The sequence below is a fragment of the Heliobacterium mobile genome (assembly GCF_009720735.1).
GTDB lineage: Bacteria > Bacillota > Desulfitobacteriia > Heliobacteriales > Heliobacteriaceae > Heliobacterium > Heliobacterium mobile.
The window spans coordinates 139,738-156,967 of sequence record NZ_WNKU01000005.1 but is presented as its reverse complement, the minus strand read 5'-3'; the positions used below and the strand labels follow the sequence as shown (position 1 = coordinate 156,967).

The window sequence follows — 17,230 nt, the reverse complement described above, 5'->3', positions numbered from 1 at the left end:
CCTCTGGAGGTGATTTCCGAGGCCTCTTGATTATTCAATTGCTTGTTTTCGTTTACGCAATTGGGAGAAATTGCTCAATAGCCGAGCCGATTGGAGCAGCTTTTCGTTCTCAAGAATTTCTGTTCCGCCATCGGCGAGGAGGGCTCCGTCCTGTAGGATGATGACTCGATCAGCCCAACTCTCGGCGAGGTCGATATCGTGAATTGCCATGATGATCGTTTTTCCCCGGCAGTTGCAGTCCTGTAAGATCTGCATGACTTCATCCTGCCCTTGGGGATCGAGATAAGCCATGGGCTCGTCCAAGATGAGGATATCGGGGTCCATGGCGAGCACGCCGGCGATGGCCACCCGTTTCTTTTGCCCATAGCTGAGTTGATGCGGTGCGTATCGGGCTAAATCAAGACCTTGTACCGCCGCCAGGGCTGATTCCACCCTCTTCTCGACCTCTTCTTCAGGCAGACCGAGATTTTGTGGTCCAAAGGCCACGTCTTCGGCGACAGTTCCACAAAACAGCTGGTCGTCGGGATCTTGAAAGACCAAGCCCACATGGCGGCGAATCTCCCGAGCCGTATCTCGAGTCAGCGATAGATCGTCGATTCGAACTTCCCCGCTCTGAGGGATGATGAGACCGCATAAGTGATGAATCAGTGTCGATTTACCGGCTCCGTTCGGACCGAGGAGAGCCACCTTCTGGCCCGGCTCTATCTTAAGTTGGATCTGGCACAGAGCGTCGACCGGTCGATTTGACCCTGGGTAGCGATAGGATAGGTTTTTTACTTGCAATCTTCCGGTAGCCAGACGGCTTCCCTCCCCCTTTTGCCCCAATCGCCAAGTGGAGTCCGACAATGGTTCCGTCGTTTCTTCTAGTTCAAATTGATCTAGTTTAAACTTGTCTGGTTTGGCTCGGTCCATGGCCAGGTGCTCCCGGTCAATGGGACCGTCGAAAGGCGGCTGACTCGGCCCGTCCGTAGAATCTGTAGCGCTATAGCCACGAGCCAGCATCGCTAGATAGACTCGTTCCGCCCGATCCATGGCTCGGAGCATCAACGTTCCCAAAAAGCCGGCATAGACAGCACGGACGTGGGGGTTGAGAATCCCCCCTTTTTCCTCATAGCCACGAGCTTTCCGTGCCCGCGACATCCGTCGCGCTTCATCCCGAAAGACTTCCACATAGCGTAGGATCAGTTCAGCCAGCTGGAGAAAGAGTGCCGGGATGCGCAGGCGGCGCAGGGCCTGAAAAAACTGGCTCCGGCTCATCGACTCCATGAGAACGGTCAAGCTGCTCACAGCGACAGCGACCCGCAATCCTAAGCGCAGTGCCTTCTGCAAGCCTTCCAGGGATAGTTGAAAGTTCCCTCCCCAGGGAGCCGTCCAAACCCAGAAGGTCTCTCCCGGGTACCAAAAGGGAAAGAGCAGTAAGGTGAGGGCCAAAAATGGAACGAGCCAAACCAACCGGGATAGGATGGTTCGCAAACCGACACCGGAGAAAAATCCCAGGGACCACATCCCCAACAGCAGCGCCGTCAGTATGTATAGGTTTTCGATCAAGCCGATCGAGGCGATGAAAACAAAGGTAACCGCAACAGCTACATGGCGATAGCTGTTGCGGTTTTTTCCGAGGTGTTGCTGCCGGTTCAATCGCTGACTTCCTCTCCCTGTCGAGAATCTGCTGAGGGGCGAGCCATTTTCTTGCCGAGCAGAGTTAAAAGTCCGAAGGTGATCGTTGTTCCCACGATACCGGCTGCGGCAGTAGCCAGTCCTTCATTGTCCAAGCCCGGGATGAGATAGTCCGGGAAAATTCCTTCTAGTACTGATTTATCGGCCTTTTCGCTAAATCCATAATCTTCAGCGACTCGTTCCAAGCCGTCTGGCGAGGACGAGGCCCACGGTGAAAGGAAGGCGGCGATCGCCAGCGCGATGACGAGCAGGCCGATCCAGCGGCCCATGTTTTTCTTCCGTTCAACCATGAACATTCATCCCTCCTTTTATTGGGGCGATGTTCAGTTCTGGTTTCACCCGCAGCAGGTATTGGATGACAGCTACGGTGATCAGCCCTTCACCGATGCCGATCAGGCTGTGCCAGCCAGCCATCGCTGGTAAGGCGAGGCTCAAGGGCAGTGTGTCAGAAAAGGCGAGTTCAAATGCGGCGACTATGGACGCCAGGAAGACCGACATCCAGCCTCCTGCAAATATGGCAGCCTTCTGCCCCCATGTTCCCGGCAACAGGCGGAGCAGGAGTCGATAGGTTCCGTATCCGGTCCATGTGCCGACGACAGCCATATTCAAAATGTTAGCCCCTAAGGCGGTGATCCCTCCGTCTTGAAAAAAGAGGCATTGTATGCCCAGTATGGTCGACATGATGATCATTGTCGGCCAGGGTCCCAATACGACGGCAGCGAGCATGCTGCCTAACAAATGGCCTGATGTTCCGCCGGCGACGGGGAAGTTCACCATCTGCGCCGCAAAGATAAAGGCGCCCATCACGCCCATCCAGGGTACCTGCCGCTCATCGAGCTTTTTTTGGGTTTTCTTCGCAGCATAAGCCAAAGCGCCTCCGCTTATGGCCGATGCTCCTATCCAGGTGGTGGGACTTAAAAAATGGTCGGGGATATGCAAGAGGGGCACTCCTTTCTTCCCAACGTTTGTGATCCTGTGGCGTTTTTTCTTTTTTTGCTGACGTCTGATCCCTTTTCTACTCAAAGTATCCGGGAACTGCGCTAACTACCCGCTTGTATAATGGCAGCGTAAAAGTACAGTATAGCTGCAAAAAGGCCACGACGTCAACAGAATGACCTCCTGCCGACCTTCGTGGCCTTTGTCGGGCTTCTTGCCCATAATTGCTTCAGCGGTGATTGTTTACCTAGTTTGAATTCTCTTTATAGCTTCGACAAATCAAAGAAATTTCCTTCTTTGGGCAGCAAGGGGTTTACCGGAAAAAGTGCCGCTTCCGTCTCTACACCTACCGAAGGAGAACTGATTGGACCCGGATCTGGGTCCGGTCCGTCAAAGTCAGCGTTTTCCGGTCGATGGGGCAGTTCGATCACTCGCGATGCGATCGAAAGGGAGTCTTTTTTGCCCATCGCTGTTCGATATTCTTCCAGCAGATCACCGATGCCTTTGAACAAAGCCCGCTCCCCGTAGACGTAACGCATCATGCTCGGCACTTCTGCTTTGATCGTGGTGATGGTGATCTCTTTTCCCCGCTCTTCCAAGGCTTTCAACTGCTCAAAAACGGTATTGCGGATTTCGTCATCCGTGTTGCCCCAGCGAATGCGGGAACCTTTCATCCGCTCTTCTTCTTTTTCTTTTTTCCGGGGCCGGGTCCGCCGTTGACCTGACGAGGACTGGCTCTCGCCGGAGACGACGGAGTTCGCCAAATTGGGGGCACTCTCCGACAGATCTGCTAAAATCCCCTGACCTACCCCTTGTGCGTAATCGGCGTTAGAAGGCATCGTTTCCAACCGTTCACGGATGGTTTGCAACTCTGACCGGACCGGCTCAAGGGCTTTTTGCATCATTTCTTCGGCCAGAGAAAAGGCGGCTTCGAGCGCCTGCCGGTAGCGGCGATACTCTTCGTCTAGTGTCTGTAAAGCTTTCTCCCTTGTGGCTAGATCCTGTAAGGAACCCATGTTAGAAAACCACCCTCCAAAATCGAATCACATCTCATTTTCAAAGTTCCGCTATGTGATTGCTTTATTTAGGAAATAGTATTAGCTTCTTTGCAATATTCAATACATTATGCAATCCCGATATTGACAAAAGACCCCGGAAAAATTAAATTCCGGGGTCTTCAAAGACTATAGAACTTTGGGATAGAAACTTGTGGGTATAGACGGGGAGTTAAGCATCGTTAACCTCTTCGACAAGATTGGTTCAGCGAACGGTGACCCGGTACTCTCGCAGCCAGGAGTCGATCTGGGCTAGGTATGCGTATAATTGCGGAATGCCCATCAGTTGGCCAAACCAGGGTAAAGAAGTGGTGGCCGCTTCGGCCCGTGTCAGCGCTCTGACTTTTTCCACATCGATCAGTTTGAGCAAGGGCGATGATGGGTTATCGAGGATTTGGACCAGCTCTTCCCGAACCGCCGACGTATAGGCGGGATGGTGGGTTTTGGGATAGGGGCTTTTTTTGCGCCAGAGCACATCTTCTGGAAGAATCCCCTGCAGTGCGCGCCGTAAGATCCCTTTTTCCCGGCCTTCGCAAGTCTTCATAGACCAGGGGATGTTCCACACGTATTCGACGAGACGGTGGTCACAGAACGGAACCCGGACCTCCAGCCCTGTAGCCATGCTCATGCGGTCTTTGCGATCGAGCAGATTAGCCATAAACCAGTTGATATTCAGATAAAACATCTCCCGGCGGCGTGCTTCTTCCCGATCTTCACCGGGCAATCGCGGAACTTCAGCCAGTGTTTCTTCGTACCGGCGGCGAACATAAGCTTCCGGTTGGATATACTCTTTGATCTCCGGAGCCAAGAGGCTTACCCGGTCGGCCAAACGGCGGGACCAGGGGAAGGTGTCGGCCCAGAGTGCCTCTTCTCGGTGAAACCAGGGATAGCCGCCGAAGACCTCATCAGCGCACTCCCCAGAAAGGGCCACTGTGGCCCCCTTTTTGATTTCCTGGCAGAACAAATACAAGGATGAGTCTACGTCAGCCATCCCCGGCAGATCCCGGGCTCGCAGGGACACCTTCAACGCCTCCACCAACTGCGGCGTATCGATGACCACAGGATGGTGGACCGTTCCGAGATATTCCGTCATGCGTTGAATCCATGGCGCATCGGCATTCGGCTGAAAATCACTCGGTGTAAAGTAGCGTTCATTGTCCTGATAGTCTACGGAATAGGTGTGTAAAGTTCCAAGGTGGTTTCGGCGGTAATAGTTGGCTGCGATCGCCGAGAGGGCGCTCGAATCGAGGCCGCCGGAGAGAAGTGTACATACGGGGACATCGGAGACCAGCTGACGCTCCACCGCATCAAGGAGCAGATCTCGGACTGTTGCAGTGGTTTTTTCGAGGTCATGCTGATGAGGTCGGCTTACGAGAGACCAGTATTGGCGTGTACGGGCACCTTGGCGATCGATTCGCATCGCACAGCCGGGACGGACTTCCGCTATGCCCTTCAGCACACCATGACCCGGTGTCCGTGCCGGCCCTAAGGCGAAGATCTCTGCCAGCCCCTCGGCATCCAACTGGGCAGGTATATCCGGATGGGCCAAGAGTGCTTTCAGTTCGGAGGCGAAAAAAAAGGCGCTGCCTCGTTGGGCGTAAAAGAGCGGTTTTACACCCATGCGGTCACGAGCTAAAAAGAGACTTTGTTCCGCTTCGTTCCAGACGGCGAAGGCGTAGATCCCGTTGAAGCGTTCTACACAAGCCTCCCCCCACTCGATAAAAGCGACGAGCAGCACCTCCGTATCGGAATGGGAACGGAAGGTATGGCCTTTCGCCTTCAACTCCTCCCGCAGTTCTGCTGTGTTGTACAGTTCGCCGTTGTAGGCCAGTACATACTTACCATCGCCTGCTTGCCGGATCATCGGTTGAACGCCGCCAACAGGGTCGATCACGATCAGACGGCGATGGCCGATCAGGGCTTGGGGAGAGATCCAGACTCCCGATGCATCAGGTCCCCGGTGAGTGAGCGTTTCCACCATGCTGTGCAAGACCGGTCCCCGTTGAGAGAGATCCCCTTCCCAGTCGATCCAACCAACGATTCCACACATGTCTATCGCCTCTCTTTCTTGGGATTGATTTTCATTTTCAATTTATTTGATGCCATTGTATGCTGCTTGCCGTTGAGATGTTCTATCGGGTAGCCTTGCATGAATATGCGAAGAATGACGGAATGTGCCTGTCCGGCGGTCCGTGGGTTATCTCTTCGGCCGAATCAATGTAAAAAGCCTTCGCGAGAGGCAGAGTTACCTCTCGCGAAGGCTTATCCTTTTTACCTTACGGTCATGTCACTATAGAACTCTTGATGCTATAACGCTTCGTTATTCTCCGCTGCAGGCCCTGTCCATTTAGACTTCGCTCTCTGCCACCGCATGCCGAGTTTACCTTTCCATTCATCCATAATCGTATAGACGACGGGGATGATGATGAGCGTGAAAAAGGTCGATGTAATTAAGCCGCCGATCAAGACCCAAGCCATGCTGGATCGGCTTTCACTGCCTTCGGTTAAGGCGAGTGCGGAAGGCATCATGCCAAAGATCATCGTGATCGTCGTCATGATGATCGGGCGAAGGCGGGTTCGGCCAGCTTCCACCAGGGCTTCCCGCAATGTGCGCCCCTGTTCCAGCAAGGTGTGGGTATAATCGATGAGCAAAGTGCCGTTTTTGGCGACGAGGCCATCCATCATGATGATGCCGATGAAGGAAAAGATGTTGAGCGAGTTTCTCGCTATGGCCAACGCAAAGAGGGCGCCGGCGATGCCTAGTGGCAAAGAGAGCATCCGGATAAAGGGGGTCATGTAAGACTCATAGAGCATGACGAGCACCATGTAGACGAGCACGATCGATAAAAGCAATGCAGCCACCAGTTCTGTGAAGGATTCCTGCATGTTTTGGGCCGAACCGGTGAATTTGTAGGAAACACCGCGCGGGAGGCCTTTTTGCTTGATCTCCGTATCGACGTCTTTGAGGAAATCGTCTAAAACTCGTCCCTGCAAACCGGCGTTGATGGTGATCGTTCGCTGACGGTCGGAACGGCGGATTTCCGTCGGTCCGGAGCCGATGCTGATTTTCGCCACCTGTTGAAGCTGTATGACCTTTCCGTCACTTGTAGCCAGGTTTACACTGCGGAGTGCATCAAGGTCGGATTTATTCAAACCGGTCATCTTTACGGTAACGTCAACCTCTTTATCGCCTTGGCGATATTCTGTAGCCACGCTGCCATTGAGGGATGCTCGGAGGGTTTCGGAAACTTCTTTCACCGATATGCCGTAGTAGGCCGCTTTCAACCGGTCGATTTGGACTTTTACCTCCGGTTGGCCGACTCGCCAGTTGGTATCCACATCCCGGCTGCCGGGAGCTTGAGCGACGATGTCCTTGATCTTCTCGGAGGCTTCCAACAGCGCCTGGTGATCGGAGCTGGAAATCTCAATTGCAACCGGTCCTCCAGAACTGGAATGCATGCTGTCGCTTTCAGCGACAGTAACTCTTCCATAAGGGAACGTCTTCGACCAATCGCGGATCTGCTCCGATACTTCCCAGATCGATCGGTCACGATCCTTTTTGTTCACCAGGGAAACACCGACACGGCCGATGTTGGAACCGGTAGAGCTCATCCCGATTCCACCAGAAGAGCCGATGGCCGTTTGAAAGTAACGGACCTCCGGGATAGTTTGGATGTAAGCTTCCACTTCTTTTAAGGCTTGGTCTGTTTTCTGTATCGGTGTACCAATCGGCAATTCTACGTTTACCTGTAAGTCGCCCTGATCGGATTGAGGTGAAAACTCCATCCCGATGAGCTTTAAGGGAATCATCGCTACCGCTAACAAAAAGACGACTAGGGCTGCTGTCAAAACGGTTTTTCGGTGGCCGAAGGACCAGTCCAAGACACGCAGATAGGTGTCCCGGAATTTGCAGGCAAAGTGATCGATAGGGATGAAAAAGCGCTGCAAGGCTTTGCGCACGCCTTTATACCAGGAAACGCCGGCCAGCGGGTGCAGCTGCTCTCCTTCTCCCATAGGCTTTAAGAGTCGAGATGCGAGCAACGGCGTAAGGGTAAAGGACACGAATAAAGACATGAGCGTGGCGAAGACGACAGTCAAGCCGAACTGTCGGAAAAACTGGCCCACCATCCCCCCCATGAAGGCGATAGGTGCAAAGACGACGATGTCAGAGGCGGTGATGGCGATAGCTGCAAGTCCAATTTCGGAGCGGCCGTCCAGAGCCGCCCTTTTCGGACTTTTCCCCATGGCGAGGTGGCGATAGATATTTTCCAAGACTACGATGGAGTCGTCTACAAGGATCCCGATACACATGGCCATACCCATGAGGGACATGACGTTGAAGGTAAAGCCGGCGAAGTACATGCCTGCCAAGGTGGAGATGAGCGATGTAGGGATGGCGATCAAGACCGAAACCATCGACCGCCAATCGCGGAGGAAAAAGAGCAAGGCGAAGCTGGTGGAGAGGATGCCTTCAATGATGCTGGAACGGGTTCCCCCGACGGAGAGGCGTATGTAGTTCGAAAAGTCCCGGGCGATGACGAGCTGAGAGCCTTCCGGAAGTTCTGCTTTGATGTTCTCCAGTTCTTTTTTCAACCGGTCCCCTACATCGACGAGGCTGGCGTCGGATTGTTTAAACACCATGATCGCGAGGGCCGGTTCGCCGTTTAAACGAGCATACTCACGAATTTCTTTATATCCGTCTTTCACGTCGGCGATGTGCCGTAAGGGAATGCTGCTGCCGTTAGCTGTGGGAATTTCCAGGTTCTTAATTTCTTCGACACTGCGGAATTCACCGAGAACGCGGACCATGTATTCCCTGTCGGGACGATCGAGGCGTCCCGAAGGTTCGTTCAAGTTTTCCTGTTCAAGCCGCCGGATCACTTGATTGATAGACAAACCGTACATCTGGAGCTTGGTCTTGTCGATATTGATGGTGATCTCCCGTTCCTGTCCGCCGGTGATCGTCACATCAGAAACGCCGTTGACTTTTTGTAGCCGTTCTTTAATCACGTCTTTAGCAATGTCAAAGGTCTCATAAAGGGGACGAGGGGCGCTGAAGGAGGTGGAAGCGACAGGGGTTGCGTTCATATCCCGTTTGATTACGACCGGGTCCGAAACATCATCGGGGAGGCGGCCCTTGACGCTGTCCACTTTTTTCTGAACATCAATGGCAGCCTGGTCCGCATTCGCCGTCAATTCAAACTCTAATAGTACGTTTCCCCGGCCTTCATTGGCTACGGAAGTGATCTTCTTTAAATGGGGTAGCGAAGAGAGGCCGTCTTCCAGAGGTTTGATGACTTGGGTCTCCATCTCTTCCGCACCGGCACCGTCGTAGGATACAGATACAGTCACGAAAGGCGTATTCAAAGCCGGGTACAGCTCCACACCGATGCTCCGGTAGCTGTATAGACCGATCACCACAAAGAAGAGCACGACCATCGTCATCATGGCGGGCCGTTTGAGCGCGAGTTCAGTTAAACGCAAAGGCATTCCTCCCGGTTTATGTACATGCGAATCCGGACTGACTGGTCGGTGTAAACCCTATTATAGCATAGGGAGTTGAGAGAAAGATTACCCCTTTGACGAACGAAATTCAGTGATGACGAGGGTTTTATGTATCGACGTCGAAATAAAGCTAGATATCGATTGCCCAAGCGAACGTTCTATGGAAAGGATACTGCTGATGAGCCTAACTACAGAAACCCCATCACCTCGACAGCTTTTGATGGGAAATGAAGCTATCGCCTGGGGAGCGATTGAGGCGGGTGTTCGCGTCGTCGCCGCCTACCCCGGGACTCCCTCTACCGAAGTGACCGAACATATCATTCAGCACGCCGCTGATTATGGCATATATGCCGAATGGTCCGTCAACGAGAAGGTGGCCCTTGAAACAGCGATAGCCGCATCCTGGGCTGGCGCTCGCGCCATGGCTTGTATGAAGCAAGTCGGCCTGAATGTGGCCTCTGATCCCTTGATGACGCTGGCTTATCTCGGCACCAAAGGCGGTCTGGTCCTGGTGGTCGCCGATGACCCGGGTCCGCACAGTTCTCAGACGGAACAGGACACACGGCTCTTTGCCCGCTTTGCCAAGCTTCCCGTTCTCGACCCTTCCACGCCGGCTGAGGCTCGGGAAATGACGAAACTGGCCTTCGAGCTGTCCGAGTCCTTAAAGGTTCCCGTCATCCTGCGCCCGACGACGCGGACGGCCCACGTTTGTCAGGATGTTGAGTTCAGTCCCCCGCCCCGTCCGGCCGTACCTCTTCCTCCTCTTCATTTTGAGCGGGATCCGAATTGGGCCATCCTGCCTACTTTATCGGCTAAAAAGCATCGCTGGTTAAACGCTTGTCAAAAAGATATGGGCCGCTGGTTTGTAGAAAAAAAACTGAACCGGGTTGTGCCCGAATGCAGCGATGCTGATACAGTTTCGGTCGGTATCGTGACCGGCGGTGTCTCTTACAATTATGTGCAGGAAGCCTTAGCGAATCTCGGAGTATCCCTGCCCGTGTACAAGGTGGGCGGTCCCACTCCGTTACCGGCTGAGGATGTGCTCGACTACCTGCAAGGCAAGCATGCGGTGTTCATTGTGGAGGAACAGGAGCCGGTCATCGAGGAGCAACTGACGGTGGCGGCCTTCCACCGCGGCATACAAATTCCTATTGTCGGCAAGTTATCGGGCCACCTCCCCCGCGAGGGCGAATTCAACACGAATACGGTACAGGCGGCGTTGCGGCGGTACTTTGCGGAAGTCCTGCCCGAACTCAGCCTGCCGGAAGTGCCGACAGCGCAGGCTGGCCTGACAGATATCCCCGCTCCTCCCCTGCGGACGCCGATCCTCTGCGCCGGCTGCCCCCACCGCAACTCTTTCTACGCCTTCAAAAAGTCCCTTAAAGGACAGGATGCTCTATTCACTGGCGATATCGGCTGTTATACCTTAGGTGTAATGCCTCCCTTGCGGGCGGCTGATACCATCGTCTGTATGGGTGCATCGGTAGCGATGGCCGCTGGTTTTGACCGAGTAGAACCGGCTCGCCCCCATATTGCTTTTTTAGGCGATTCTACCTTTTTCCACTCCGGCATCCCGCCGTTGATCAACGCCGTCTACAATCAGGCTCGCATGACCCTGGTCGTCCTGGACAACCGTACCACTGCCATGACAGGCCATCAGCCCCATCCGGGTCTCGGCTGGAAAGGCAAGCAGGAACCGGCTCCTTACATCGATATTGCCGCCATCGCTCAGGCTTGTGGCGTCGAATGGATTCGCACCGTCGACCCTTATGACTTACCCTCCATGATCGCTGCGGCAAAAGAGGCTGTAGAGTACCCCGGTGTATCGGTCATCATCGCCCGGCGCGATTGCATCAGTATCGCGAAACGTCAGATCCCCCATCGGATCGACGATGCAGCTTGCCGCCGTTGCGGCCTTTGTATCCGTCAGTTTGGCTGTCCCGCATTATTTGAAGCGCCTCTCACGGAGGAGGAACGGCAAGAAGGACGGAAAAGCGGTGCTGTGCGCATCGCCCGGGAAAAATGTTTCGGCTGTGGCGCCTGTGCCCAAGTCTGCCCCTGGGATGCCATTTCTCCGGAGGTGCAACGATGAAGACCTTCAATCTAGTGATCACCGGTGTCGGCGGGCAAGGAGGCGTGCTGGCCTCCCGCGTTTTTGCCGAGGCTGCCCTCGCCGCCGGATATGAAGTGCGAACTTCCGAGACGATCGGCATGGCCCAGCGGGAAGGTTCCGTAATCAGCCATGTCCGCATCGGCGAGAAGCTTCAAGGGGCGTTAATCCCCGAAGGCACAGCCGATCTTTTAGTCAGCCTGGAACTGTCGGAAAGTCTGAAAGGCTGGTCGAAACTATCCCCCCAAGGACAGGCCGTCATCAACGGGCGTACGATCATCCCGCCAGCCGTAGGACTGGGCCTGACTCAGTACCCGGAAGAGGAGATTGTGGCCTTTCTTCAGTCCCAGGGAACCCGAGTCCGTCTCTTTGATGCAACCTCGGCCGCCATCGAAGCAGGAACCGCCCGAGCCACGAATATGGTCATGCTCGGTGCTCTGTCCACCTTGCCGAATATGCCCGTGAGCGCCGACATGCTCTGGCAAGCCGCTGAAAGAATTCTTCCTCCCCGCCTGCATGAGGTAAACAGAAAGGCCTTTTTGGCCGGCCAAGCCTTAGGGGCTTGTCCGCAAGCGGCCCCTCTGGTATCTTAAAGAGAAGAAGTTTTCCCACCCCGGAGACGGCCATCGAGCCGAGCCGAGAGGTTCTTTATTGACGAGTTAGATGAGTTTGAGAGGAGAAAGACATGGCCATGAACAGCAATGCTTGCCAACGGGCAGTGATGAACCGCCCGATCGATTTCGAACAAATTGCGGAGGACCAACTGCCCAAGCTGATCCGTACCATTCATCGCGCTTATGAGGGAAGTCCTTTCTATCGGGAACGGTTCCAACAAGCCGGCATTCAACCGGGAGACATTCGCAGCCTGGAAGACTTAGCCCGCCTCCCCTTTACGACAAAGCAGGACCTGCGGAAAGGCTATCCGCTCGGGTTGATGGCCTGTGCCGAAGACGACGTGGTACGCATTCATTCCTCCTCGGGCACGACAGGCAAACCGGTCATCGTTCCCTACACCCAACAAGATGTGGATGACTGGGCCATCATGATGGCACGGTGTCTAGAAACGGTTGGCGTACACCGCCGTGACCGTGTGCAAGTGACTCCCGGCTATGGCCTCTGGACAGCCGGTATCGGCTTTCAGGCCGGTGTAGAAAAGCTCGGCGCCATGACGATTCCGACGGGACCCGGCAACACCGATAAACAGTTGGAAATGATGACGGACCTGCAAACGACCGTCCTTATCGGCACCTCCTCTTATGGACTGCTTTTGGCAGAAGAAGCGGAGCGACGGGGAATTCTCGACCAGTTGCGCCTTCGCATCGGTGTCTTCGGTTCTGAACGGTGGGGCGAAAAGATGCGGGAACGCATTGAAAGCCTTCTCGGTATGGAGACCTTCGATATATACGGCCTAACGGAAATATACGGTCCTGGGATCGCCATCGACTGTCCTTGCCACGAAGGGTTGCATTTCTGGTCTGACTATCTTATCTTCGAGGTGATCGATCCGGAAACTGGCTCTGTGCTCCCACCCGGCGAGGAAGGCGAACTGGTCATCACCACCATCGCCAAGCAAGGAATGCCCCTGATCCGCTACCGGACGCGTGATATAACGACGATCATCCCGACAGCATGTTCCTGTGGCAGCCCCTATCCGATGATCCGACGGGTATTGGGACGCACTGATGACATGATCAAAATCAAAGGGGTTAATATCTACCCCGGCCAGATCGATCACGTCCTGCGCCACACCCCTGGCGTGTCCAGTGAGTATCAGATCGTTTTGGAGCGGATCGATAACAAAGATCACATCCGCATCCGTGTCGAACTGGCCAACGGACACAGCGTCGATGAAGTGGCTAAAGCCTGCCGCAAAAATATTAAGACGACCATCGGCATCTTAGCTGATGTGGAAGTGCTCCCCCATGGCGCTCTGCCTCGTACAGAGCGAAAGACGAAGCGAGTCTTTGACCATCGTTATGACTATCTGAATCAAGGCTGACACATAGCTAGCGCTGTTTATCAGTTCTGTATAGACAAGAGTAAATAACTGCCATAGAACTGCGAATGAACTTTGAATTGTCGTAAGAGACTGCCCTAGTTTGGGCAGTCTTTCTTTATTTCGGCAATCTTCATCGATAGCTCATCGATGACCAATCAATAAACGGACTTTTATAAAAATAGCCCGTACGTTCTTTGCTTATCCCCCCGATCCCACTCGTACCCGGGCACTCCCGCTCGATGGATTCGATATCCAACGCCGCTCGAACCAGGCCACGAATTGATAGAGGATTGCCGCCACGACGGCCAAGATGACGATGCTCGCGATCACCAGCGTCAGTTGAAAGACCTGACCGCCATAGATGATCAAATAGCCCAGGCCAGATTTGGAGACGAGAAATTCACCGACGATGACACCGACAAGAGTCAAGCCGATATTCACTTTCAAGGCTGCAATGATCGTCGGTACCGATGCCGGCAAGATAACTTTGCGCAGGATTTCCCAGCGATTCCCACCAAAGACGCGGATCAACTTCACATACCCTTCGGGAACCTCCGTGAAACCGCTGTAGATGACCGTAATCGTGGTTATCACCGAGATCGTCAGGGCCATCGTCAAGATTGCCCCATATCCGTTGCCCATCCACACGATGAAGATGGGGCCTAAGGCGATTTTGGGCGTGCTGTTGAGCACCACTAAGAAGGGATCCATCAGCCGGGCCAATGATGGATACCACCAGAGCAGGATGGCCGTCAATAAACCTAAGAAGGTTCCCAGGAAAAAGCCGGCCAAAGTTTCTCCAACGGTAACAGCTACATGGTGAAACAGTTCTCCTTCTCGGGCGAGTTTGAGCAGCAGCTCAATGATCTGCGAAGGCCGGCTGAACAGAAATGGGTCGATGATGCGTGCGGACGCCATGACCTCCCAGGCGACAATAAAAGCAGCTAGGATAAAAGCCTGGGTTAGGATGATCAACCACTTTTCCTTTCGCATCTTCTGTAGATACTGCTGCCTTGGAATCGTTGACATGGCTACGTCTCTCCTTTCCCTGCCGGCGTCTCCCGGTCGACATATTCCCGAAGTTCGTCCCAGATGAGGTCTACATAATCGACAAAACCTTTCGATTTGCGTGCTTGCCAAGGGCCGGGGTGTTCCTTGCCAAATTCGATCGTCAGATCTCGTTTCACTTTTGCTGGTCTCGATGTAAGAACGATCACTCGATCACTCATCGCTACCGCTTCACCAACGTCATGGGTGACCAGAACCGTTGTCTTGCGGCGTGATTTCAATGCCTGCCAAACTTCTTCCTGGATCGTCGTTCGAGTTTGATAGTCAAGCGCTGAGAAAGGTTCGTCGAGCAAAAATATATCTGGATCGACGGCCAAAGTGCGCACGAGAGCGACCCGCTGCCGCATCCCGCCGGATAATTCCGTTGGGTGATGATGCAGAAATTTTTCCAGCCCATACGTTTTTAGCAAATCTTCCACCAGGGTCTCTTTTCCCCGGTCTTTTTGCAGTTCCAGCCCTAAATTGGCATTGTCCAAAACGGTCCGCCAAGGCAGCAGAAAGTCTTGCTGTAGCATATATCCGATACGGCACTGATGTCGCCCAGACTGTTCTCCTTTTACGAAGACTTCGCCATAGGTGGGCTCAAAGAGACCGGCGATGAGCGATAAAATCGTGCTTTTTCCGCACCCGCTCGGTCCGACAAGGGCTACAAACTCACCAGGTGTAACCTTCAACTGGATGTCTTCTAGGGCAGGAATTTCCCCTTTCGGTGTCTGGTATGTCACCGTCACATTCCGCAGTTCTATGGCCAACTCTGTCACACCATGCACCCCTTCCGTGAGAAAAGCCGCCCACCGAGATGAGTGAGCGGCTAAATGGTCACTGCTTAACCGATGCCATGACTTCTTCAGCTACATCCGTAAGCGCCATTTGTTCGTCTGGTACACGTTGCTTCAGTTCCCCTGCCGATTCAATGATGTCTTGCAAGTATTTTAAGCCGCCCGGTTGTATTCTCGGATCCTTCGCCCAGGTATCCTGCCCTTGATACCGCGCTACGGCATTATGAACGATAGATCGATCACTTCCCTCGAAGGAAGGCATGATGGCATCGGTGATTTCGTCGACACTATGAGTCGAAACCCATTGTTGTGCTTTATAGATGGCCCGGGTGAAGGCTAAGACCGCCTCCCGGTTCTGCTGGATATAGTCGCCGCTAGCCATAAAGCAAGTGTAGGGAAGAATGCCTCCCTCTACCCCTAAGGAAGCGACAACCTGACCGGCACCGCCAGCTTCTAATTCTGATACGGTTGGCTCGAACAGGGCTACGTAGTCGCCGGTACCCGAGGTAAAGGCACCCGCCGTAGCGGTGAATTGAATGTTTTGAATAATGTTCACATCATCCAAGGGCTTTGATCCCTTTTGCTTCAGCGTCCATTCTAAGACCATTTCCGGTACGCCGCCTTTTCGAGCACCGATGATCGACTTTCCTTTCAGGCCTTCCCAAGAGAAGGGCTGGCCCTTACGGCCCACCAAAAATGAGCCGTCCCTCTGGGTGAGTTGAGCAAAGGTCATGATCTTTTTGTCAGAACCTTGCTGATACGTGTAAATGATCGTTTCTGGTCCGATCAGACCGATGTCAGCTTGGTCAGTCACCAGTGCTGTCATAGCTTTGTCACCGCCCCAAGCGGTGGTCTTCTCAACATCCAGGTTTTCCTGTTGAAAATAGCCTTGGTTCAATGCCACATAGAGGGGGGCATAAAAGACGGAATGAACCACTTCCGTGAGTCGGACTTTTTTGGTTTTACCAGGTTCGCTGCTGGTACTGCCCGTCGGACTGTCCTTGCCGAAAGAGCAGCCCGAAAGCAAGAGAGCTATCGTCAGCAGGCTGCAAAGAAACAGCTTGAAACCCGTTCCCCGAAAATGCACCAAGCGGAAAGCCTCCCTTCTTCGGATAAGCTGAAATATTTTCCTCCAAATGTATATGCACTTTTATAGGAAAAAGGTGCGCCAAGACAAAAATAAAAACTTCCAATCGAGGTAAATCCTTCAGATTGGAAGTTTGATTGCCTTATCAATTCAGTTTTTTCCTACGGCTTGTCTATAGATGGGCCTCGAGTATCTCCGTTCCCCAGAGATAGCCGAGCAAGTCCAAAACATCTTCTTTCCCCTCTCCAGTCTCTGAGGAAAAGGTGAGAATGGGAACTTCCTTCGGCACATTGAGGGTTTGCCGGATGACTTTTACATGCTTCCCATGCTGACCTCGGGAGATTTTATCGGACTTGGTGGCAATGACAGCGGTGGCGATTTGAAAGTGGGTCAGCCATTCGTACATGGCCATGTCGTCTTTGGAAGGTGGATGGCGAATATCGACCAGTTGGATGACTCCTCTTAACTGGGGACGGTTGCGCAAGTAATTCTCCATCATGGGCCCCCACCCGGCCCGCAAGGTCTTCGACACGCTCGCATAGCCGTATCCGGGGAGATCGACGATGTAATAGGCTTTGTTGATCTGATAAAAGTTTAAGGTTTGGGTCTTCCCCGGCGTCGACGAGGTACGAGCTAAATGGCGCCGGTTGCAAAGCTTGTTGATCATCGATGATTTGCCGACGTTGGAGCGACCGGCCATCGCTACCTCTGGTAAATTGTCGACGGGATACTGTTCCGGTTTCACGGCACTGATGATGAATTCAGCTTCCTTGATTTTTAGCGTCTCCGGTGCTTTCGATTCGGCATTATTCGGTTCGCCAGCATCCGGGACCGCAACATTCGGTTCATCAGTACTAAGACCGTCTCGTTGATTTGGATCGTTCATTTAATGAAACCTCATTTCAAAATTCACCCTGATCTAAAAAGGATGAACAGGGGGCGACGTTGCTTGAATTTTTTTTGTGATTACTTTCTAGTTGTAATAAGAGGTACCCTCCGAAAAAGGTACCTCTC

Annotated in this window: 13 protein-coding genes; 3 read left to right on the top strand and 10 right to left on the bottom strand. The window is 53.4% G+C overall.

Annotation, left to right across the window (positions count from 1 at the left end):
* Window positions 1–30 precede the first annotated feature (30 nt).
* The 6 genes from GJ688_RS06785 to GJ688_RS06760 form a co-directional block, all read right to left on the bottom strand.
* On the bottom strand, window positions 31–1,638 hold the full coding sequence (locus GJ688_RS06785; protein WP_155475783.1) for an ATP-binding cassette domain-containing protein: 1,608 nt from the start codon (window positions 1,636–1,638) through the stop codon (window positions 31–33).
* A complete protein-coding gene (locus GJ688_RS06780) occupies window positions 1,635–1,967 on the bottom strand; it encodes a PDGLE domain-containing protein (protein WP_235910821.1) in 333 nt (110 codons plus the stop codon). The genes GJ688_RS06785 and GJ688_RS06780 overlap by 4 nt, the downstream gene beginning before the upstream one ends.
* A complete protein-coding gene (locus GJ688_RS06775; protein ID WP_155475782.1) occupies window positions 1,960–2,616 on the bottom strand; it encodes an energy-coupling factor ABC transporter permease in 657 nt (218 codons plus the stop codon). The genes GJ688_RS06780 and GJ688_RS06775 overlap by 8 nt, the downstream gene beginning before the upstream one ends.
* 260 nt (window positions 2,617–2,876) lie before the next feature.
* Window positions 2,877–3,629 (bottom strand): hypothetical protein, encoded by a 753-nt coding sequence (locus tag GJ688_RS06770; RefSeq protein WP_155475781.1) that lies wholly within the window; start codon window positions 3,627–3,629, stop codon window positions 2,877–2,879.
* A gap of 244 nt (window positions 3,630–3,873) precedes the next feature.
* A complete protein-coding gene (gene asnB / locus GJ688_RS06765) occupies window positions 3,874–5,718 on the bottom strand; it encodes an asparagine synthase (glutamine-hydrolyzing) (protein ID WP_155475780.1) in 1,845 nt (614 codons plus the stop codon).
* A gap of 257 nt (window positions 5,719–5,975) precedes the next feature.
* Window positions 5,976–9,152 (bottom strand): efflux RND transporter permease subunit, encoded by a 3,177-nt coding sequence (locus tag GJ688_RS06760; protein ID WP_155475779.1) that lies wholly within the window; start codon window positions 9,150–9,152, stop codon window positions 5,976–5,978.
* 199 nt (window positions 9,153–9,351) lie between these two features.
* Between GJ688_RS06760 and iorA the strand changes: the two genes are divergently transcribed.
* From iorA to GJ688_RS06745, 3 genes are all read left to right on the top strand, one after another.
* Complete coding sequence (iorA, locus tag GJ688_RS06755; protein ID WP_155475818.1) at window positions 9,352–11,265, top strand: indolepyruvate ferredoxin oxidoreductase subunit alpha; 1,914 nt, start codon at window positions 9,352–9,354, stop codon at window positions 11,263–11,265.
* A complete protein-coding gene (locus GJ688_RS06750) occupies window positions 11,262–11,876 on the top strand; it encodes an indolepyruvate oxidoreductase subunit beta (protein ID WP_155475778.1) in 615 nt (204 codons plus the stop codon). Before iorA ends, GJ688_RS06750 begins: the two co-directional genes overlap by 4 nt.
* A gap of 92 nt (window positions 11,877–11,968) precedes the next feature.
* The gene (locus GJ688_RS06745; protein ID WP_155475777.1) at window positions 11,969–13,282 is read left to right on the top strand and encodes a phenylacetate--CoA ligase family protein; all 1,314 of its coding nucleotides are present in this window, start codon (window positions 11,969–11,971) and stop codon (window positions 13,280–13,282) included.
* 198 nt (window positions 13,283–13,480) lie between these two features.
* On the opposite strand, the gene GJ688_RS06740 is transcribed toward GJ688_RS06745, so the two are convergent.
* The 4 genes from GJ688_RS06740 to yihA form a co-directional block, all read right to left on the bottom strand.
* Window positions 13,481–14,311, bottom strand: coding sequence for an ABC transporter permease (locus GJ688_RS06740; protein WP_155475776.1), 831 nt, complete (start codon window positions 14,309–14,311; stop codon window positions 13,481–13,483).
* Between the two features lie 2 nt (window positions 14,312–14,313).
* Window positions 14,314–15,111, bottom strand: coding sequence for an ABC transporter ATP-binding protein (locus GJ688_RS06735; protein ID WP_170291749.1), 798 nt, complete (start codon window positions 15,109–15,111; stop codon window positions 14,314–14,316).
* A 58-nt stretch (window positions 15,112–15,169) separates the two neighbouring features.
* Window positions 15,170–16,216, bottom strand: coding sequence for an ABC transporter substrate-binding protein (locus GJ688_RS06730; protein WP_328597330.1), 1,047 nt, complete (start codon window positions 16,214–16,216; stop codon window positions 15,170–15,172).
* 172 nt (window positions 16,217–16,388) lie between these two features.
* A complete protein-coding gene (gene yihA, locus GJ688_RS06725; protein WP_155475774.1) occupies window positions 16,389–17,102 on the bottom strand; it encodes a ribosome biogenesis GTP-binding protein YihA/YsxC in 714 nt (237 codons plus the stop codon).
* Window positions 17,103–17,230: the final 128 nt, after the last annotated feature.